Annotated in this window: 19 protein-coding genes, 2 pseudogenes and 1 riboswitch; of the genes and pseudogenes, 14 read left to right on the plus strand and 7 right to left on the minus strand. The window is 69.7% G+C overall.

The features are described from left to right. Positions 1 to 15 precede the first annotated feature (15 nt). A pseudogene (locus tag B446_RS33600) lies at positions 16 to 162 on the minus strand (IS5/IS1182 family transposase); the annotation flags it as partial. Between the two features lie 159 nt (positions 163 to 321). On the opposite strand from B446_RS33600, the gene B446_RS33605 reads away from it, so the two are divergent. From B446_RS33605 to B446_RS33630, 6 genes are all read left to right on the plus strand, one after another. After that, positions 322 to 1,347 (plus strand): AraC family transcriptional regulator, encoded by a 1,026-nt coding sequence (locus tag B446_RS33605; RefSeq protein ID WP_020937676.1) that lies wholly within the window; start codon positions 322 to 324, stop codon positions 1,345 to 1,347. A gap of 279 nt (positions 1,348 to 1,626) precedes the next feature. Next, on the plus strand, positions 1,627 to 2,679 hold the full coding sequence (locus B446_RS33610; protein WP_020937675.1) for a 3-keto-5-aminohexanoate cleavage protein: 1,053 nt from the start codon (positions 1,627 to 1,629) through the stop codon (positions 2,677 to 2,679). 88 nt (positions 2,680 to 2,767) lie between these two features. Next, entirely contained in the window at positions 2,768 to 3,742 is a 975-nt protein-coding gene (locus B446_RS33615) for a quinone oxidoreductase family protein (RefSeq protein WP_020937674.1), read from the plus strand. A 55-nt stretch (positions 3,743 to 3,797) separates the two neighbouring features. Further along, positions 3,798 to 4,721 (plus strand): TauD/TfdA dioxygenase family protein, encoded by a 924-nt coding sequence (locus tag B446_RS33620; RefSeq protein WP_020937673.1) that lies wholly within the window; start codon positions 3,798 to 3,800, stop codon positions 4,719 to 4,721. Between the two features lie 42 nt (positions 4,722 to 4,763). Beyond that, a complete protein-coding gene (locus B446_RS33625; protein ID WP_043474529.1) occupies positions 4,764 to 6,182 on the plus strand; it encodes an MFS transporter in 1,419 nt (472 codons plus the stop codon). Next, positions 6,179 to 6,376 (plus strand): hypothetical protein, encoded by a 198-nt coding sequence (locus B446_RS33630; protein WP_020937671.1) that lies wholly within the window; start codon positions 6,179 to 6,181, stop codon positions 6,374 to 6,376. The genes B446_RS33625 and B446_RS33630 overlap by 4 nt, the downstream gene beginning before the upstream one ends. A gap of 77 nt (positions 6,377 to 6,453) precedes the next feature. Here the strand turns inward: B446_RS33630 and B446_RS33635 are convergent, their stop codons facing one another. Further along, on the minus strand, positions 6,454 to 6,873 hold the full coding sequence (locus B446_RS33635; RefSeq protein WP_043474526.1) for a winged helix-turn-helix transcriptional regulator: 420 nt from the start codon (positions 6,871 to 6,873) through the stop codon (positions 6,454 to 6,456). Positions 6,874 to 6,976: 103 nt separating this feature from the next. Here B446_RS33635 and B446_RS33640 point away from each other — a divergent pair, with 103 nt between their 5' ends. Then, entirely contained in the window at positions 6,977 to 7,828 is an 852-nt protein-coding gene (locus B446_RS33640; protein ID WP_020937669.1) for an alpha/beta fold hydrolase, read from the plus strand. Positions 7,829 to 7,996: 168 nt separating this feature from the next. Here the strand turns inward: B446_RS33640 and B446_RS33645 are convergent, their stop codons facing one another. Then, positions 7,997 to 9,145: a hypothetical protein gene (locus B446_RS33645; RefSeq protein ID WP_052352104.1), complete on the minus strand. Its 1,149-nt coding sequence runs from the start codon at positions 9,143 to 9,145 to the stop codon at positions 7,997 to 7,999. A gap of 319 nt (positions 9,146 to 9,464) precedes the next feature. Here B446_RS33645 and B446_RS33650 point away from each other — a divergent pair, with 319 nt between their 5' ends. The 5 genes from B446_RS33650 (at position 9,465) to B446_RS33670 (ending at position 15,672) form a co-directional block, all read left to right on the plus strand. Then, positions 9,465 to 11,099 carry an MFS transporter gene (locus B446_RS33650; RefSeq protein WP_043474523.1) on the plus strand — a complete coding sequence of 545 codons (1,635 nt, stop codon included), beginning with the start codon at positions 9,465 to 9,467 and terminating at the stop codon, positions 11,097 to 11,099. A gap of 255 nt (positions 11,100 to 11,354) precedes the next feature. Further along, positions 11,355 to 11,978, plus strand: a complete 624-nt coding sequence (locus B446_RS33655; RefSeq protein WP_020937666.1) for a DUF4097 family beta strand repeat-containing protein — start codon at positions 11,355 to 11,357, stop codon at positions 11,976 to 11,978. Positions 11,979 to 12,221: 243 nt separating this feature from the next. Beyond that, positions 12,222 to 12,428, plus strand: a complete 207-nt coding sequence (locus tag B446_RS33660; RefSeq protein ID WP_020937665.1) for a hypothetical protein — start codon at positions 12,222 to 12,224, stop codon at positions 12,426 to 12,428. A 911-nt stretch (positions 12,429 to 13,339) separates the two neighbouring features. Next, positions 13,340 to 14,473 (plus strand): polysaccharide biosynthesis protein, encoded by a 1,134-nt coding sequence (locus B446_RS33665; RefSeq protein WP_078614612.1) that lies wholly within the window; start codon positions 13,340 to 13,342, stop codon positions 14,471 to 14,473. Beyond that, positions 14,470 to 15,672 (plus strand): glycosyltransferase family 2 protein, encoded by a 1,203-nt coding sequence (locus tag B446_RS33670; protein ID WP_020937663.1) that lies wholly within the window; start codon positions 14,470 to 14,472, stop codon positions 15,670 to 15,672. Before B446_RS33665 ends, B446_RS33670 begins: the two co-directional genes overlap by 4 nt. A 93-nt stretch (positions 15,673 to 15,765) precedes the next feature. Here B446_RS33670 and B446_RS33675 read toward each other — a convergent pair whose 3' ends face one another. Then, positions 15,766 to 16,533 carry an MBL fold metallo-hydrolase gene (locus B446_RS33675; protein WP_020937662.1) on the minus strand — a complete coding sequence of 256 codons (768 nt, stop codon included), beginning with the start codon at positions 16,531 to 16,533 and terminating at the stop codon, positions 15,766 to 15,768. 11 nt (positions 16,534 to 16,544) lie between these two features. After that, positions 16,545 to 16,612, minus strand: a riboswitch (guanidine-III (ykkC-III) riboswitch). A gap of 37 nt (positions 16,613 to 16,649) precedes the next feature. Here B446_RS33675 and B446_RS33680 point away from each other — a divergent pair. Further along, a complete protein-coding gene (locus tag B446_RS33680) occupies positions 16,650 to 16,865 on the plus strand; it encodes an alcohol dehydrogenase (RefSeq protein ID WP_020937661.1) in 216 nt (71 codons plus the stop codon). Between the two features lie 18 nt (positions 16,866 to 16,883). Here B446_RS33680 and B446_RS33685 read toward each other — a convergent pair whose 3' ends face one another. Beyond that, positions 16,884 to 17,426 (minus strand): DUF4232 domain-containing protein, encoded by a 543-nt coding sequence (locus B446_RS33685; RefSeq protein WP_020937660.1) that lies wholly within the window; start codon positions 17,424 to 17,426, stop codon positions 16,884 to 16,886. A 300-nt stretch (positions 17,427 to 17,726) separates the two neighbouring features. Between B446_RS33685 and B446_RS33690 the strand changes: the two genes are divergently transcribed. Continuing rightward, a complete protein-coding gene (locus B446_RS33690; RefSeq protein ID WP_020937659.1) occupies positions 17,727 to 18,233 on the plus strand; it encodes a DinB family protein in 507 nt (168 codons plus the stop codon). Between the two features lie 223 nt (positions 18,234 to 18,456). On the opposite strand, the pseudogene B446_RS39055 reads toward B446_RS33690, so the two are convergent. Both B446_RS39055 and B446_RS33695 read right to left on the minus strand, forming a co-directional pair. Further along, positions 18,457 to 18,552, minus strand: a pseudogene (locus B446_RS39055). Positions 18,553 to 18,709: 157 nt separating this feature from the next. Next, positions 18,710 to 19,438, minus strand: a complete 729-nt coding sequence (locus B446_RS33695; RefSeq protein ID WP_052352226.1) for a 4'-phosphopantetheinyl transferase family protein — start codon at positions 19,436 to 19,438, stop codon at positions 18,710 to 18,712. Positions 19,439 to 19,619: the final 181 nt, after the last annotated feature.

The raw sequence follows: 19,619 nt of genomic DNA on the forward strand, positions 1-19,619 counted from the left end.
GTTGAGCTGCTGTTTCTACCCTGCCAGGGTGAGGTTGTGCATGGCGGCGACGGCCTGGACGGCGTGGTGGAGGCCGTCGCCCCCTTGGTGGCGGTCACGGACGATCTTCCAGGTCTTCATGCGCGCAAAGGTGTGCTCGACGCGGGCCGGGACGCGCGGGTGTTCGGCGTAGGCGCCGTCCGCGATCAGATCACCGATGGACGTGCGGCACGGGTGCCGTCCCGCGTCGACGGGGATGTCAGTGATCATCCGGTCCGCATGCTTGACCCACGGGGACGGAAAACCTAGCTTCTGGGGACCCGCAGCCCCCGGAGCCTGCCCATGAGACCCCTTGTCCGTACCGCCGCGCTGAACGGTTACGTCGAACTGAGCCGTTCCCTGGGTCTCGACCCGCGCGCGCTGATGAAGAGCGTCGGGCTCGACACCGCCGACCTCGCCGTCCAGGACCGGTGGATCTCGGGTACGGCCGTGGTCCGGCTGCTGGAGCTGTCCGCGGCCGCCTCCGCGCGCGAGGACTTCGGGCTGCTCCTGGCGGAGCTGCGGCGCTTCTCCAATCTCGGCCCGATCAGCCTCCTGGTGCGCGAGGAGCCCGACGTGCGCAGCGCCCTGGCCCTGCTCATCCGCCACCAGCACACCTACAACGAGGTCCTGCACGCCCGGCTCTCCGAGGGCAACGGCGTCGCGACGCTCAAGGTCGACGTGCGGCTCGGCGAGCCGCAGCCGGCCCGGCAGGGCACGGAGCTCGCGGTGGCCGCGTTCCACCGGGTGCTGTGCGGCTTCCTCGGGCCGCACTGGCGGCCGTCGGCGGTCCGCTTCGCACACCCGGCGCCGCGCGACACCGCGAGCCACCGCCGCGCGTTCGGGCCCGTGGTCGAGTTCGACCGCGGCTTCAACGGCATCGAGTTCTACGCCGACGACCTGGACGCGGCCAACGCGATGGCCGACGCGCAGCTGCGCAGCTACACCCGGCAGTACTTCGAGCCCGTCGCGGCGCTGCGGGAAGCGACCGAGGCGGACCGGGTGCGCGACCTCATCGAGGCGCTGCTGCCGACCGGGCGCTGCTCCATCGAGCAGGTCGCACGCAGCCTCGGCGTCGACCGGCGCACCGTCCACCGGCATCTCGCACGCTCCGGGCAGACGTTCTCCTCGCTGCTGCAGTCCACCCGCTCGGCGCTCGCGGAGCAGTTCGTGCCCAACCCGAGCAGGTCGCTGACCGAGGTGTCCACGCTGCTTGGGTTCTCGTCGCTGAGCGCGTTCTCCCGCTGGTTCCACGAGCACTACGGCGTAGGACCGCGGGAGTGGCGCCGGAGCGGGGGCGGCGGAGCGGCGACGCCCGGCGAGAGCTGAGGCGGCGCCCCGTCCTGCGCGTCCGTTCGGCCGGGCACCTGTCCCCGATTGGCAAGTGACCTGTCACGTCAGGTGAAGCGAGCCGGTGCCGCCCGCCCTACGTTTGCACCACCGCACAGTCGGCGGACCTCCGGAAGGAGTTCACCGCTTCTGAGTGCCAGAGCCGTAGAGCCCGTCCCCGCGCCGCCGCAGAGCCGCAACCCCCTCTTCCCAACGCCGCATCGCCGTACCCGCGGCGACCGAGGTGTACCCCCGAACCCCGCTTCAAGGAGACGCACCGTGCACTTCCACGACGACTCTCTCTTCCCGGAGAACCAGGAGAAGTTGGTCATCCAGGCCGCGCCGTACGGGCCGGAGTGGCTGCCCGGCGACGCGGAGGACCTGCCGCTGACCATGGACGAGCACGTCCAGGCGGCCGTCGACTGCCACAACGCCGGCGCGACCGTGCTGCACATCCACGTCCGTGAGCTCGACGGCAAGGGCTCCAAGCGGATGTCCATGTTCAACGAGCTGCTCGGCCGGCTGCGCGAGGCCGTGCCGGACATGGTGCTGCAGATCGGCGGTTCGATCTCCTTCGCCCCCGAGGGCGAGGGCGGCGACGCCAAGTGGCTCGCGTACGACACCCGTCACCTGCTCGCCGAACTCACTCCGGCGCCCGACCAGGTGACCATCGCGATCAACACCAGCCAGATGAACATCGTCGAAATCATGAACGACGACGACCTGGCGGGCACCTCGATGGCGAAGCCCGACTACTACCGCGCCTACCGCGACATGGTCGTCGAGGCCGGTCCGGACTTCTACCTGGAGCACCTCAAGAGGCTGCGCGCGAGCGGCATCCAGCCGCACTTCCAGCTCGCGCACCTGGCGCAGCTGGAGACCGTCGAGCGGCTGATCCGCGCGGGCGTCCACACCGGCCCGCTGGTCCTCAACTACGTCGCCATAGGTGGCGGTTTCGCCGGTCGGCACCCGGCGGACCTGGTCGAGTTCATCCGTCGTGTACCGGACGGCGCCGTCCTCACGGTCGAGAGTTCCATGCGCGCCGTGGCCCCGATGAACGCGGTGGCCATCGCCCTCGGCCAGCACGTGCGCGTCGGCAACGAGGACAACCTGTGGCGTGCCAAGGGCGAGCCGATGTCCTCCGTGGCGCAGGTCGAGCAGATGGTGCAGATCTCCGAGGCGCTCGGCCGGGACATCGCCACCGGCACGGACGCGAAGCGGATCTACCGGATCGGCGAGTACTACGCCGACACCGACGAGACGCTGGCCCGCCTCGGCATGGTGCCCAACCGCCGTCCGGGACAGCGCGGCTTCATGCTGCGCGACGCCTGATCCCCACCCGTCCCTCGCCCGTACCTTCGCCGGCCCGCGGCCCCACCTGCGGCTGCGACCCTCCTACGACCCCTCCCTGGAGCACCCCGTGGCACATGCCGTCCGCTTCCACGAAACCGGTGGCCCCGACGTCCTCAGCTGGGAGGAGGTGACCGTCGGCGAGCCCGGCCCCGGTGAGGTGCGCGTGCGGCACGAGGCCGTCGGGCTCAACTTCGCCGACACCTACTTCCGCACCGGCCTGTACCCGGTCCGGCTGCCCGAGGGCATGGGCGTCGAGGCCGCCGGCGTGGTGGAGGCGGTCGGCGAGGGCGTCACCGGCGTCGCCGCGGGCGATCGCGTCACGTACACCGGAAGTCCGCTCGGTGCCTACAGCACGGAGCGGATCATGCCCGCCTCGCACCTGATCGTGCTGCCCCGGCAGATCAGTTGCGAGACGGCGGCCGCGATGACCATGCGCGGCCTGACGGCGGCCTATCTGCTGCGCAGGATCCACACGCTGAAGTCAGGCGACACCGTGCTGCTGCACGCGGCGGCGGGCGGGGTGGGCCTGATCCTGAGCCAGTGGGCCGCACTGCTCGGCATCCGTGTGATCGGGACGGTGTCCAGCGAGGAGAAGGCCGAACTCGCCCTGGCACACGGATGCGAGCACGTCATCCGCTACCGGCACGAGGACGTGGCCGAGCGGGTGCGGGAGCTGACAGGCGGGGCGGGGGTCCCGGTGGTGTTCGACAGCATCGGCAAGGACACCTTCGCGGGCTCGCTGGCCTCCCTGGCCCGCCGCGGACTGCTGGTCTGCTTCGGCACCGCGTCGGGCCCGGTGCCGCCGATCGACGCGATGCGACTCGCCCTGGCGGGGTCGGTGTTCGTCACCAGGCCCGCGCTGGCCGACTACATCGCCGACCCGGCCGAGCGTGCCGCGCTCGCGGGCGAGCTGTTCGAGCACGTCGTCGCCGGCCGCATCAGGATCGAGATCAATCAGCGCTATGACCTCAAGGACGCGGAGCAGGCCCATCGCGACCTGGAGTCCGGGCGGACCACGGGGTCGTCCGTCTTCGTCCTCTGAGCCCCGCCTCTTCCCGGACCTTCCCCCACCTAGTGACCCCATGGAGCGAGCACCCATGACAGACATCCTTTCGCCGTCCGGCCACGCCCCGGGGCGGGCGCGGGCGCGCCAGGGCGCCCGATGCACCTCGATCGAGGTCGAGCGGCTGACCTGCGCCATCGGCGCCGAACTGCGCGGTGTGAACATCGCCGACGCCGTCCGTGACGACGACCTGTTCGCCGAGATCAAGAGCCTGCTGCTGGAGCACCGCGTGCTGTTCCTGCGGGACCAGGACCTCTCGCGCGCCGAGCATGTCGCCTTCGCGTCGCGCTTCGGCGCGCTGGAGGACCACCCCGTCGCCGGCAGCGACCCCGACCACCCCGGCCTGGTCCGCATCTACAAGGAGCTGGACAGCGCGCCGGAGCACTACGAGAACGCCCTCCACACGGACGGTACCTGGCGGGTGAACCCGTCGATGGGCGCCGTGCTGCACTGCGTCGAGTCGCCCCCGGTAGGCGGCGACACCATCTGGGTCGACATGGTGGCGGCGTACGACAGGCTGCCCGCCCACGTGAAGGCGCAGATCGCGGGGTTGCGGGCCCGGCACAGCATCGAGGCCAGCTTCGGCGCGGTCATGCCCGAGGAGAAGCGGATCGCGCTCCACGAGCAGTACCCGGACGCCGAGCACCCGGTGGTGCGGACGCACCCCGAGACCGGGGAGAAGATCCTCTTCGTCAACGCCTTCACCACGCACTTCACCAACTTCCACACCCCGGCGAACGTCCGGTTCGGCCAGGACTACGCGCCCGGCGCGAGCCACTTGCTCAGCTACCTGATCAGCCAGGCCGCCGTCCCCGAGTACCAGGTGCGCTGGCGCTGGACCCCCGGTTCCGTAGCCATCTGGGACAACCGGTCGACCCAGCACTACGCCGTACAGGACTACTGGCCCGGCGTCCGCAAGATGGAGCGCGCCGGGATCGTGGGCGACAAACCCTTCTGACCTGCAACTCCTGTGCACTTTCGAGCAGTAGAGGTGATGACAATGGAGTTTCACACCCCTGCGCAGACCTCGGCTCCCACCGTGGAGGCGACCCTCCCGGCCCCAGGGGCCTTCCCCTCGGTGTGGCCCGTTCCCCGGGGCTACGCCTGGACGGTCTTCGCGCTCAGCTTCGGCCTGCTGCTGTCGGACTACATGTCCCGGCAGGTTCTCAACGCCGTCTTCCCGATGCTCAAGTCCGAGTGGCTGTTGTCGGACGCCGCCCTCGGGTCGCTCAGCAGCATCGTGGCGCTGGCGGTCGGCGTGCTGACCTTCCCGATGTCCCTCATGGCCGACCGGTGGGGGCGGGTGCGCTGTCTGCTGTTCGCCGCCACGCTCTGGTCCATCGCCACCGTCGGATGCGCGATGTCGGCGGACTACGGCCAGATGTTCGTGGCCCGTCTCTTCGTCGGCATCGGCGAGGCGGCCTACGGCAGCGTCGGGATCGCCGTGGTGCTGAGCATCTTCCCCGTCGCCCTGCGGGCCACCCTCTCCGGCACCTTCATCGCGGGCGGTGCGTTCGGGGCCGTGCTCGGCGTCTCCATCGGTGGCGCTGTGGCCCAGGCGGCCGGCTGGCGTTGGGCGTTCGCCGTCATGGGCATCTTCGGCCTGGTGCTCGCCGCGGTCTACGGCGTCGTCGTCAAGGAGCGCAGGCTCGTGCGGGTCGCGGACTCCGCCGAGGATCCGTCGGATGCCGCCGGGGCGAGCGCCGCCGGATCGCGGGACGCGCCCCCGGCACCGGCGAACGTGCCGCTGCGCGCGCACCTGCCGCGGCTGTTCTCCTCCGTCTCCGTCATCAGCGCCTACGTCGGCAGCGGACTGCAGCTGTTCGTCGCCGCCACGCTGCTGTCCTGGCTGCCGAGCTACTTCAACCGCTACTACCACCTCACGACCGCCCAGTCGGGCAGCGCGGCCGGCGGCTACGCGCTGATCATCGGCGTAGGCATGATCCTCGGCGGTGTCGTATCCGACCGGATCAGCGCGGGCGTCTCCATCCGCAAGTGGGCCGTCGCCGTCGGGTGCAGCCTCGGCTCGCTGGTGCTGCTCACGGTGGCTTTTCAACTCCCCGACGGACCGGTTCAGTTGGGCGCGCTGGCGTTCGGCGCGCTGCTGTCGGCCGGGTCTGCGGGCCCCGCGGCGGCCATGGTGGCGAACCTGACCCCCGCGTCCGTCGCCGCGACCGCCTTCGGCACCCTCACCCTGGCCAACAGCCTGCTCGGCCTGGCGCCCGGACCGGCGCTGACCGGCGTGCTGGCGGACCACGTCGGCCTGCTGGGCGCCCTGCGCGTGGTGCCCCTCGTCGCGATCGCGGCGACGGCGGCCTTCCTGGTCGGACGGCACTGGTACGAGCGCGACCTGCTCCGCGTCGGCGGCCTCGCGGCACCGGCGGCGGAGTCCGAACCCCCCGCGGAGAGGCCCTCATGAGCGCCACTCCCGAAGCCACCGTCGGCGACGCGGTCACGGCTCCCGGCCCCTACCTGGTCGTCGTCCGCGGGCTGCGCGAGCGCGTTGCAGAGCACTGGCCGACCGTGCTGGCCGAGCGGCCGGCCGGGGCCGGCCGCGCCGGTACCGCGCTGCGTTGCACGGGGCCCGCAGGCGGCCCGAAGTGGCGCCCCTGAGGCTGGCGTCTTCTCGGCCTGGCCGCTGCCCTGTGCTGCTACAAGCGACTCGGCCGCCTCACCACACAGGACAGGGTCTAAGTGGGGGATGAGGGTGCCTCGTCGGCGAGCCGGTTGCTGCGGTCGATCTCGGGCATGTGCGTCTCAGCCCAGACCCGCAGGGCGGAGAGCGGTCCTTCGAGGGACAGGCCGAGCTCGGTGAGCCGGTAGTGGACGGCGGGCGGCACGGTGGGTTCCACGCGGCGCGCGACCAGACCATCGCGGACCAGACTCCGCAGGGTGACGGACAGCATCTTCTGTGAGATGCCCGGGACACGGCGCCGCAGATCCGCGAAACGCAGCTCGCCCGGAGCCTCCTCCGCCAGCACCTTGACCACCATCGACGTCCACTTGGTGCCGATACGGTCGAGCAACCGGCGGGTCGGACAGCGCGGATCCAGCAGGTCCCCGCGCTCACCGGGGCGCTGGTCACGTCCGCCGGGCCTCGACGTGGTCACCTGGGACTCACCACCTGAAGGGAAAGTGCCGTCTTGGGCAGACCAGGTTAGTTCCCTAGCGTGACCTGGTCACTATCACTCACCGAGCACCTGGAGTCCCTCCATGCCCGAGTTGCGACGCGTCCTCGCCAACGGTGTCGAACTGAATGTCGCCCTCTGCGGATCGGGCCCGGCTGTCCTGCTGCTGCACGGCTTCCCGCATACCTGGGAGCTGTGGACGGACGTCATGGCCGATCTGTCCGGCCGCTACCGCGTCATCGCTCCGGACCTGCGAGGGTTCGGCGCGAGCGGCCGCGCCGCCTCCGGGTACGACGCGGGCACCCTGGCCGAGGACGCCGCGGCGCTTCTCGCCGCGCTCGGCGTGTCCTCGGCCACTGTGGTGGGCATCGACGCGGGCACCGCGCCGGCCTTCCTCCTCGCTCTGCGCCACCCCGGTCTCGTCCGGCGCCTGGTCGTCATGGAGTCCCTGCTGGGCAGGCTTCCTGGAGCCGAGGACTTCCTCGCCGAGGGGCCCCCGTGGTGGTTCGGCTTCCACTCCGCCGCGCCCAGCCTCGCCGAGACCGTGTTGGAGGGCCACGAGGCCGCCTACGTCGACTGGTTTCTGAGCGCCGGCACACTCGGCGACGGGGTGCGCCCGGCCCTCCGGGACGCGTTCGTCCGCGCATACACCGGCCGCCAGGCGTTGAGCTGCGCGTTCTCGTACTACCGGGCCCTGCCCAAGAGCGCGGTACAGATTGAACAGGCGGTCGCCACTGCCCGCCTGACGGTGCCCACGATGGCGCTGGGCGCCCGGCCGGTCGGTGCCGCGCTGGAACGCCAACTCCGCCCGGTCACCGACGATCTCACCGGACACGTCATCGATGACTGCGGCCACATCATCCCGCTGCACCGGCCGCACGCCCTGCTCGCGCTGCTGCATCCGTTCCTGGCCGGTGAGGACGCGAAAGCAGCGTGACCGGGGCGGGGCTGACATGCCCTGGCGGTCCTGTTCGGTGGGCCGATGTTCACCGGGAGGCCCTGACCGCGGTGCCGGTACGCCTCGCTTCGGCCACCGCCTGATCCGACCGGCGGACTGAGCCGGTCCCTGGTCCTCCACCGCGTCCTCACGCCCGTGCGACCCGTTTCAGTTGCTGGCGAGCGCCCCTTGCACCGGCTCGCCTGCGGGGCGGCGGCGGTCGCCGCGCGGGGGGCGCTGGGGCCACAGAAGGACGTACGCCGCCGAGCCCAGGCAGAACGCCAGGCGGATGAAGCCCCGGGCGGCGTCCGACGGGATCAGCAGGGCGCTGCCGTACAGGGAGATCAGGGCGATCCAGCTGACCCACGGGACCAGGCGGCGCTGGCCGATCGAGTCCCAGATCAGGGTGCCGAGCAGGACCGACGCGTTGTAGTACGTGTACACGCTCGGGTCGAGGACGATGCGGGCGTCGGCCGCCAGGAACACCACCGCCGGCCAGCGTCCGCGTCGTACTGCCAGTGCGCCCAGGCCCATGCCGAGGGCCAACTGGGCGGGGCGGTCCCACCAGGGGGTCCGGGGGTCGTCGACGCCGAACCAGCGCAGTGAGGAAGCGAGCTGGTTGGGGATCGTGAAGCGGGCCGCGTGCAGGGTTTCCAGATGGGTCAGGTAGAAGGGCAGCCAGGCCACCGCCACCAGGCCGAACGTCCAGGCCGCGGCGCGCAGGCGGGCCGGGCGGGGCAGGGCGAGCAGCAGGGACAGGAATCCGACGGCCCAGGGCTTGGAGTCGACCGCGAGAGCCAGGAGGGCGCCCACCGCCGTCGCGTTGCCCCGGACCAGTGCGCGGACGGCGAGCGTAGTGAAGAACAGGGCGAGGACGTCGTCGAGATGGGCGAAACGGACCGCGACCTCCACCCACATGGGGATGAATGCGGCGCCGGCGATGAGGACGCGTTGTTGTAGGCGCTTGTGGTTGACGCCCGTGCCGAGGTAATGGTCGGCGGCGGCACGGCCGACCAGGACGAGCATGTAGAGGCCGAGGCCGGACATGAAGGCGTCGGCGAGTTTCTCACCGAGATCGGCGGGGAAAGGTGCGAAGAGTCCGGCGGTCAGGAAGCTGACGGGGCCTATCTGCAGCTCGGGGTGGTTGGCATACAGGGCGAGTCCGCCGCCGTTCGCCTGGCCGAAGAGCAGTTGCTCCCCCTGGCGCAGATAGTGCCAGGACACGGCCGCGTGCCGTTCGGCCACCGCGAACCAGACGACCGTCCACAGAGTGAGCAGCACGATGTGCCACCGCACCGGATAACGCCCGAATTGCACCGTCCTCCAACCTTCCCGTCACGTCGGTCACCGTGTCCCGCCCATCACAGCACCACCCGGTAAGAGCGGGTTCGGGGACCGCGAGTTCCTCGCGTGCGGCTCGCCAACGGCGTTGTCGGCGGCGGCCTTCACCGCAGAGGCCACGGTTTCAGTCTGTGGTCGACGTTGGCCCTCTGGCCCCTTCGAGCCGACCTGGAGGATCTGTACGCCTAATAGGGCCTCGCTATACGCCGGGCTGATCGTCTTCATACCCGCCAAGCGGTTGATCTGCGTGGCGTGGTCCCGGAGGTGCCGCCGGGGTGGCTGAGATGCTGCGCGCATGACTCCCGGAGCCGGCACGACCAAGAGCTCGGCAGCAGGAGCGCGGGTCGTTCTGCTGACACTTGCTGCCGGCCAGTTCCTGATGGCGCTCGACAGTTCCGTCATGAACGTTTCAATCGCTGCGGTCGCCGTAGACGTCGGCACGACCGTGACCGGGATTCAAGGCGCCATCACGGCGTACACACTCGTGATGGCGATGTTCATGATTCCCGGCGGCAAGGTCGGAGCGTTGCTCGGCCGAAGGCGGGGTTTCATGATCGGCTGCTGTATCTACGGATGCGGCTCCCTCACCACCGCTCTCGCGCCGAATCTGGGCGTGCTGCTGGTCGGCTGGTCGTTCCTCGAAGGAATCGGGGCTGTGCTCATCCTGCCCGCGGTCGTAGCGCTGGTAGCCGGCAACTTCGCCGTGGAACGACGGGCGGCCGCCTATGGACTGGTCGCGGCCGCGGGTGCCGTGGCGATCGCGCTCGGGCCGCTCATCGGAGGCTTCGCAACCACCTACCTTTCCTGGCGATGGGTGTTCGCCGGTGAGGTCCTGGTCGTGGTCGGCATCCTGTTCCTCGCTCGCCGTCTCACCGACGTGCCGAGCGGCGAGCGTCCGCACATCGACTTCGTCGGCACCGGGCTGTCCGCGCTCGGGCTCGGCACCTTTGTCTTCGGTGTGCTCCGCTCCGACGAATGGGGCTGGTTCAGGCCGAAGGCCGACGCCCCGTCGTGGCTGGGAGTCTCGCTCGTCGTGTGGCTGATGCTGACGGGCGTGCTCTTGATCTGGTTCTTCACCGCGTGGGAGGGCCGCCTCGTGGCACAGCGCCGGGAACCGCTCCTCGACCCGGCCCTGCTGCACAACAAGCAGCTCACCGGCGGTTTGACCATGTTCTTCTTCCAGTACCTCGTCATGATGGGCGTGTTCTTCGTCGTACCGCTGTACCTGTCGGTCGCTCTGGGCCTGTCCGCGCTCGCGACCGGCGGACGACTTCTACCGCTGTCGCTGACGTTGGTGGCAGCCGCAACCCTCATCCCACGTCTCCTCCCCGACATCTCACCGAGGCGGGTGGTCCGGCTCGGGATCGTCGCGATCCTCGCCGGCGCGGTGCTCCTCATGGCCGCCCTCGACACGGGCGCGGGAGCGGAGATCGTCACAGTTCCTCTCCTGCTCATCGGGCTCGGCTTGGGTGCGCTGGCGTCCCAGCTCGGCTCCGTCACCGTCTCCGCGGTGCCGGACGAACAGAGCGCAGACGTCGGTGGTGTGCAGAACGCCGTCACCAACCTCGGCTCCTCCATCGGCACGGCTCTGGCGGGGTCGATCCTGCTCGCCGTACTCACCTCCTCGTTCCTGACCCACATCGCGGACAATCCGGCCGTCCCGGCCAGGGTGAAGAACGAAGCGGCGATCAAACTCCAGAGTGGGGCGACCTTTCTGTCGGACGCCCAGCTCAAGACCGCTCTCGATGAAGCGGGCACGAGCCAGAAGGTGGCCCAGGCAGCGCTGGAGGCCAACGCCGACGCCAGGTTGGACGGCCTGCGCGCCGCGCTCGCCATCCTGGCCTTCACCTCCGTCCTGGCGATGTACTTCACCGCGAGGCTCCCAACCGCCCAGCCCCGCTCCGGTGGAGACCTGCAGTCGGTCGGGTGATCGCCGCACCGCGGCCGGGGTCCTCGTGGATGCCGGCCCGGTCCGGGCATTGGGGGGTTTTCCCCATCGTGGGCGCCACGGTGGCTGCGTAGAGTCGCGTTGACTGAACGCCGATCCAACTCGCTACACCGGGGGAACTTCATGCGACGCCCACAGGCACGTCTTCTTGCGGCAGCGGCTCTGACCGCCCTCACCGTCGGCGTGCTCACCGCGTGCTCGGCCGTCGATCAGAAGACTTTCCAGGATGATGCGAAGGTGTCCCAGAAGATCACCTCGATCCGTATCGACAGCAGGAACGGCGGGGTGGAGGTGGACGCCTCGGGGGACGTCTCGACGGTTACCGTCCACCGCAAGGTCGACTACCGCGGTGACAAGCGGAGCGGCACCTCGTTCAGTGTCGCGAACGGCGTTCTGACGCTGGCCGGCTGCGGCGACGACTGCGGCGTCGATTACGTCGTCAAGGTGCCCGCGGGACTTCCGGTGACCGGGGGCACGACCAACGGTGGCGTCACGCTGAAGGGTGTCGGCGCGGTCGACGTGCACTCGAGCAACGGCGAGATCGCGGTGGACGATGCCAGGGGACCGGTGAAGCTGCGCACGTCCAACGGCGACGTCCACGTCAAGAACGCCAAAGGCGGAGGCGTGGACACGCAGACGTCGAACGGCGAGGTGACGATCGAGGCGGACACTCCGCAGAACATCAAGGCCCGCACGACCAGCGGCGGCCTCACGGTCACGGCCCCGCCGGCCGACTACGCGATCTCGGCGCACGACACCAACGGCGACAAGAAGGTGGGGTTCAAGAACGACCCGTCGGGCAGGTACCGCTTGGACCTGTCCACGACGAACGGTGACCTGACCGTGAAGTCGGCGGGCTAGCACCTTCGTTCGGCGCGGCGGTCGACCGGTGCGTCGGTCGCCGGGCCCGCCACGGGCCGTGGCGGCGTCCGGAGGGATCGGCGGCCGCCCCGTCCGGAGCGGAACGGCTGTCCGTCGGCCGACAGCCCTGGCCGCGGTGCGTTGCATCAGTCATCGGTCAGACGGGCGTCAGGCGGGACCGCGAGGGTCTTCGTGCAGGCGGGCCTCGTTCGGCCGTTCCTCGATGCGGCCAGGTAGGAAGGTGTGCGTCATGGCAGGGGAGAGTGGATCAGCATCGGCCGGGTCGCCGACGAGCCGTCCGCTCCGGCCGACCTGGTGTGGGGCGCCGTCCGCAGCGGTGACGCCGGCGCTCTGGCAGCCGCCCTCGGCGTCGAAGGCCAGGGCCGGGACCGGCCCCTGGAGCGGGCGATCGCCGCACTGGCCGCGCTGACCGGACAGCCGGGGCGGTAGACGAGCCGGGCCGGCCCGGCTCCCTCCCGGCCCGGCGGACACCGCGGCACCCTCCGGTCCGCGGCCCCCGGGCCCGTCGGCACCCGACCCTTGCCCGTTCGGCCCCCGGCCGACCGGGACGCCGCGGACGGGGCCCGACCCCGGCCGCCGTCACCGCCGAAGGCCTCGGCGAGGCCCTGCTTCCGCGACGGACACCGGCCGCTCACTTCCCTTCTGCGCGAAGTCACCGGGCCCAGCCGCCGGAACGGCCCGGAGCGTTCCTGACGGTCGCCGTGTCCTGGACGCCAGTCCGAACCGCCGAGGCTGGGGGTACTGCTGCTGATTCATGGTGCTCCCCGTGCGCTTCTGCTGCGCTTGCAGGTGTGTGACCGGTGAAGGAGCCACGCAGTTGCCCTGGGGGAAGCGAAAGTGATTAGTTCGTGATTAAACTTTCCCGAGAGGCAACAAAGTTGGCCCGACCGGTTCAGTCGTGATGTCTTTGCGCGTCACCATCGGTGTGGCGGCCCTGGCCGGCTGCTGCCGACGACCCCTTGTCGTTCGCCCGTGCACTGCTCAAGGCGAGGCGTGCTGCACACATTTTCTTCACAATCGGCCACAACGTATGTCCGCTTAACGATGGTTATACGGGCGAAGAGTGCACACCACCCTCACGTCTTCATCACTCTTCCTTCACTTCCGCCTTGCAATGTGTGCGTGACTCATGTATTTCTCTTGATCGCGTCAGGTGCTCATCACTTGCACGGTCGGGACAACGGCCGCCGCTGCACCCTCGTCGGGTCGCCCGCTGACGCTCCTCGCCGACTGCGCCATCTCCCACCCGCGAAGACACTCCCGCGGTCGGCTTCGCACGCTCGCAGCATCGATCGTCACCGGACGCCGCCCTGGCGCGCCGGTCCAGAAAGGGAGCTTCCATGACCGCGGTGGCGCCACGGAATTCCGCAGGAACGATTCAGCAGCTCTCGTCGGTGAACGCCGGCGACCTGCTCGGCGGAAGGCCGGACGTTGTACACAGCCGTGAGGCCAGGCTGCTCGTCGGTGCTCGACGAATCCTGGTGACCGGCGCGGGCGGATCGATCGGAAGCGAGCTCGTGCGCCAGCTGTGGCAGCTGTCCCCCGCAAGCATCCACTTGGTCGACCATGACGAGTCGGCCCTGCACGCAATCCAGTTGGACCTTCACGGTCATGGACTGCTGGACGACGACACGGTGGTTCTGGGTGACATACGCCAGGCGGATGCCATGCGGGAGCTCATGGCCCGGGTGCGACCCCACATCGTCTTCCACGCCGCCGCCCACAAGCACCTCCCGTTGCTGCAGCGTTATCCCGCGCAGGGTGTCCTCAGCAACGTGATCGGCACGGCCAACGTTGTCAGAGCCGCGGCGGAAGCGGGGGTCGACCGCTTCATCTTCGTCTCCACCGACAAGGCCGCCCGCCCCACCTCCGTCCTGGGCCTGACCAAGCGTCTGGGTGAGGTGATCGTGCAGGCGTACGCAGGCGGATCCATGCGGGTGGGCTCTGTCCGATTTGGTAACGTCATCGGCAGTCGCGGGTCTTTCCTGCACAGCCTGGCCTGGCAGGTCGGCAACGGAAGACCCGTCACTTTGACCAGCCCCGACGTCACGCGCTTCTTCATGACCATTCCGCAGGCCTCCAGCCTCGTCATCGAGGCCGCGACCATGGCCACCGCGGGCGAGACCTACATCCTCGACATGGGGCAGCCGGTGCGAATCGCCGACCTCGTCGACCGTTACGTCGCTGCCGTGCAGGCCCCCGGTGTGGAGATCACGTACACCGGTCTGCGGGAAGGCGAGAAGCTGCACGAGGAACTGCTGGACGAGAAGACCGAACAGCGCGAATCGACCGCCGACCCCCGTATCTGGTGCGTCCGCCCGCGCACGGCGGTGCGCCCCGATCTGCTGAGACGGGTCGAGGAACTGGGCAGTCTGGTGGGCACGGTGGAGAGCGAACTGCTCGTGGCCGCCATGAGCAATCTCCTGCCCGACGCCGAGTCCGAGGACGCGTCCTCGCTGGAGACGCGACCGTGAGCCTGAACCCCTGGATAGGCCTGGCCATCTCGGTCCTGACCCTGCCGCTCCTCTTCACCCTGGTGGACATGGTCGGCAGTGTGCGGGCCAGAAACGCCCGCGCCGACTACGCACCGCCCACACCCGTGGAGGACTTCGAAGTCCTGGTCCCCATCTACGGCAGCGTGCGCTACCTGGAGAACGTGGACTTCCTGCGCACATACGGCAGCCGCGTCCTGCTGTGCACCACCACGACGGAGACGGACGAATTCAACCGGGAACTGGACGCCATCGCCCAGGCCAACGGCTTCCGCGTCTTCAGAGGCGAGGTCTCCCGCCCGAGCGAAGGCCGTTCCGGCAAAAGGCAGACCGGCGGCACGATCCGGGACCGCGTCGTCCGCGACGCACTCGAATGGGTCCGGGCCGAGTGGGTGGTGTGCCTGGATGCCGACACCACCACCGTCCGCCCCCTCAGCGAACTGGTGGGCGCACTCGCCGTCCGCAAACTCGACCTGGCCTCCATACGCCTGGTCCCGATGAACACCCGCCGGCTCCTCGGACGCATCCAGGCACACGAGTATCGCCTCGCCATGCAGTTGCGAAGGGTCGTCCCATGGCTGGTGTCCGGCGCCTGCCACGCTGCGCGCACCGAGGCGCACCGCCAGATCATGCGGCGCCACTCCCTGTTCTTCCAGGGCAACGACGTCGAACTCGGCATCCTGGCCAACGCCTTGGGTTACCGGGTCGGCCATGTGCCGTTCGAAGTGCCCACCATCGTTCCGGACAACTTCAAGCCGTGGTGGCGCCAGCGTCTGGCCTGGGCCGGCGGTGAAGTACGGCTCTACATCGTGAACTTCCGGTTCGCCCGCAGACACCCGCTGGTCTGGGCCTACGGCGCCGCGACGGTCCTTCTGGCCCCCCTGCGCTGGATCACCGCTGCCGAGCTGGTCAACGACCTTGGATGCACCATGTCCACCGCGGTCCTCGGTGTCGTGATGCTGGCCTACCTTCTGCTTGCCTTCTACGTGCACTGGAACACCAGGGATTCGGTCATCTGGCTCATGCCGCTCTACGGAGCGGTCTCCAGCCTGCTGATCTCACCGCTCGGAATCCTCTGGTACGTCAAGATGGCTCGTGCAGACCGGAACGCGGGAATCATCCGCCCACGGCGCCCGCACCGAGCACAGGAGCCGGCCCAGAGCGGGACCCAGCGCCTGTAAGCAGCACGCGAAGACGCGTCCCGCCTTGTCATCCCCGTGTTAGGACGGGCACCGACCCCGCCTCCATGACCGGCCCCGGGCCGGGCCAGTGGCTCAGTCGTCTGGGCAGATGACGAAGAGGGGGTAGGGGAGTCGGCGGGGTCGGTCGCCGATCTCGTTGAGCGCGGCGCGGATGTCCTGCAGGTGGCCGGTGGTCATCTGCAGCGGGGGTTCGTGGGGCTGGTAGGTGGTGCGGGCGGACCAGTCCTGGACGTAGAGCCTGCCGGGGTAGACCGTGTCGCCGGTGAGCAGGAACCCGGTCCACGGGTCGTAGAACGTGACCGCTGCCTCGTGGTGCCCGGGGGTGGCCAGGCACTCGAGCACGCGGCCTCCCAGGTCGACTCGCGCCACGGCGTCGGGGTCCTTATCGAATCCGAAGTGCCTCCAGGCCGCCGTGAGCTCCGCGTCGACCACCGTGGTCCGAGGGCGGTCGGCGAACTGGCGGTCGCCCGCGATGTGATCGGCGTGGGCGTGGGTGTGCAGCACCAGCAGGTGGTAGTCCCGTCGGGGGTGGCGGGCGAGCCAGCCGTCGACGAGCTCGTCAACCACCCGGCGCAGGGGGAAGAACTCGGCGGACGCGGTGGCTCCGGTGTCGATCAGCACCGCCTGCGTGGCGCCGAACAGCAGGAACAGGAACGGTGCCTCGTAGTCGATCGCCATGTTCTGCCGCAGGATGACGGTGTGCTCGTCGTACGCGTAGACCTGGATGTCCGGGTCGGTGTTGTGCTTGGACGACGGTGAGCCGTGGATCCAACGGACGTCCAACTCGCGAGGCCGGCGAAGCGGGCGGTCGACATCCGTGAAGGGTGTGCCTGCGGACATGACGTCTCCTGAGTGCGTCGTCTTAGCGGACCGGGTACGGCGCACATCTCGTCCGGGGCCGGCACTTGAGAGCCTCCGCCGCGAAGCTACCACGCGGTCGGTCGACGCCTCCGGCGATGTCGGCGCCCCGCCACGTCGTGGCCGTCGACGGACACGAGCTGTTCCTCTCCCAGGTCGGCCCGCGCGGCGGCGCGGCACCCGGCCACCGCTTCCTGCCCGACCTGATCCGGCCGGGCAGGGTCTTCGACCTCATCGTGCCCCTGGCCCAGGTCACCGAGGGCTACCGGGCGATGGACGAGCGCCGCGCGGTCAAGGCCCACCTGGAGCCCTGACCGCGCGGACGCGGGGGATTACTGTCCGACCGGGTTGAGGTACGTGCCCGGGTGGGTGGCACCGTCCTGCTTCAGGATCTGGCCGCCGAAGGGCCACTTCAGGGTGAAGTGCTTCGTCTCGTTCGGCGGGGTGACCAGGAACGTCGCGGGGACGAACTTCTCCTTCTGCGGCGTGGACCTGGCAACGGGGAGCAGGTTGATGCTGAAGTCCGTCGTGTCCCCCCGCCCCAGGGTGATCCTCGTGGGCCTCTTGGAGGAGCGCACCAGGGACCAGGTGCCGTCGGTCCTCTGGGCGCCGACCATGTCGACACCGGCGAAGCCGGACAGGGTGCAGGTGCGGTTGCTCTTGTTGGTGAACCAGACGAACGCCTGCGTCTGCTTCCCGGGCCGCCCCATCTCCGGCTTCGCGTCGTCCCCGGTGGCGAAACCGGCCTTCAGGTCGGCGGTGTGGCAACGCGACGGCGCGGCCTTGGCGGTGGCCGCCGAGGCCGGGACGGCGGCGACGGCGGTGCCGGCAGCGACGATCGCCGCAAGGGCCACGGTGGTCGTTTTGGTCTTCATGCGTGTTCGGTTCCCCTCGAATACGACTCGGTGCGCGAGGTCAGTGCGCACCCACGCACCTGTAGACGCTCGATGCCCGGCTGTGGTTCGTCTCCAGTGGCCTCTACATGGACGGACCTGTGCTGGCCGGCTGGGCGGCGTCCGATTGCCTTGCGCGAGCGGCGGTTGCCGGCAGTGTCGCGGGCGATCAGGTCGCTCGCGCCGTCGCCGGTGATGTCGCCGACGCCGACCACTACGTCTGCACAGACTCGGTGGTAAATGCCTGGACATCGGCCGCGGTGATCGGGGAGGCTTCGCGCGATGACGAGAATCGACGACACACCGCCCGCGTGGGACGAGCGCTCCCAGCTCACCACGTTTCTCGACTACGCACGGGACACCGCCCGCGCCAAGTGCGAGGGTGTCTCCGCGGAGAACGCCCGCAAGGCGCTCCTGCCCGGCTCACCGCTGATGACCATGAGCGGAGTGATCAACCATCTCCGCTGGGTCGAGTACCACTGGTTCCAGGTGGTCTTCCTCGGGGAGGAGGACCGGGGCCCCTGGACGGATGAGGACCCCGACCGCGAGATGCGTATCGCCGTCGAATTCCCGCTGGCGCAGTTGCTCGAGGAGTACGCCGAACAGAGCGCCCGCTACCGCGAACTGGTCGCCGGGAACGACCTGGACAAGCGGGCTGAGGGAACCATCCGCAACGGCCTCCACGTCGACCTGCGCTGGATCCTGCTGCACCTCACCGAGGAGACAGCCCGCCACAACGGTCACCTCGACATCCTGCGCGAGTTGCTCGACGGCACGACCGGTATCTAGGTCCGGCGGCAGCGACGGTGCCCGGGACCGTCACGGTCCGCTCGTCCAACGCGTCAAAGATCCCACGGGTGGATCTGGGTCAGCAGGCCGCGCAGTCGGTCTGTGAGGGTGACACTGGACGGCGGCTCTACTATCACCAGGCACCTCAGTCCCCGAGTAACGGTGACCGCGGGCTCAGGGGCCGATGCGCCGGCCCGGCACAGCCCCCTGAAGGGGTTTACGGCGGAGAGGGCAGGATTCGAACCTGCGTGGGCCCCGAGGGGGCCCGACCGTGAGGCGAGCTCGCTGGTCCCCGATCAACCACTCCGGGCACCTCTCCCCGTGTCCGGCTCCGGGGACTTACCCCTGCGCCGTTCACGAGACCGACTCTCGCAAGATGCGCTGACAGCACGCTGACATGCTCGTCCGCCGCACACCCGCGCGACATCGGCCTCGTGCCCGGCGTCAGTTGTGACTGGGTCGGCCAGTGCGAGGCGTCACCGTCCTCCTGCGTAGACGCCGAGGCTCTCGGGCGACCGGTTTGCGCCGCCCCACTTTCCGGCGGGCCACGGCACGGTGACAGCGGTGACGACATGCCGAGCGTCACCCCCGGCGTGCCAGCGTCCGGTGAACCTGTTGATCCGGTCTTCGCCGACGACCGGTCCGGGCACGGTGAAGTCGGCCGTGAAGGTATGACATTCCGGATCGGGCGTGATGGCGCATTCCATGAAGTCCAGCCAGCGGCCGGTCAGGGGGAACCACGCCTTGTAAACGCTCTCCTTGGCGCTGAACAGCAGCCGGTCCCAGTGGACGCGAGGGTGGGTGACCGCCAGCCGACTCAGTGCCGTTCGCTCCTCGGGCAGCGCGGTCAGCTTCTCCACGCCCTCGGGCAGAGCGGCATGCGGCTCGGCGTCGATACCGATCGAGGCGAACATAGTGCGATGAGCTACCGCCGCCGCTCGGTAGCCGTCACAGTGCGTCATGCTGCCGACCACCCCGTCCGGCCACTGCGGTGCACCCTTGGGGCCCGGCACGATCGGTCCGGGTGTCGCTCCGATGCGTCTCAGCGCCGCGCGGGCGCACAGACGGACGGCGGCGAACTCGCGGCGGCGCTTGTCGACCGCGCCGGCCACGACGGCCGCCTCCTGCGGATGCAGGTCGATGTGCGGTGGATCGGCGAACAGTTCGGCAACGGCGACACCGGAGGGGAGGAGGGCGCTCAGCAATCCGGTGCCGACGGATCCCGTGATCACGAGTGACCGCCCGCTCGCTCCGTGTGGCGAATGACGCAAATCCTGTCCACTGCATCCTCCAGATTCGACTCGCGAGGTGGGGGTGAGGGTCCGGGAATCCCCGGTGTGTGCTGCGCGAGTGACCGTCTTGCCCGCTGCCCGGACGGGTAGGAAG

This window comes from Streptomyces collinus Tu 365, assembly GCF_000444875.1.
GTDB classification, from domain to species: domain Bacteria; phylum Actinomycetota; class Actinomycetes; order Streptomycetales; family Streptomycetaceae; genus Streptomyces; species Streptomyces collinus_A.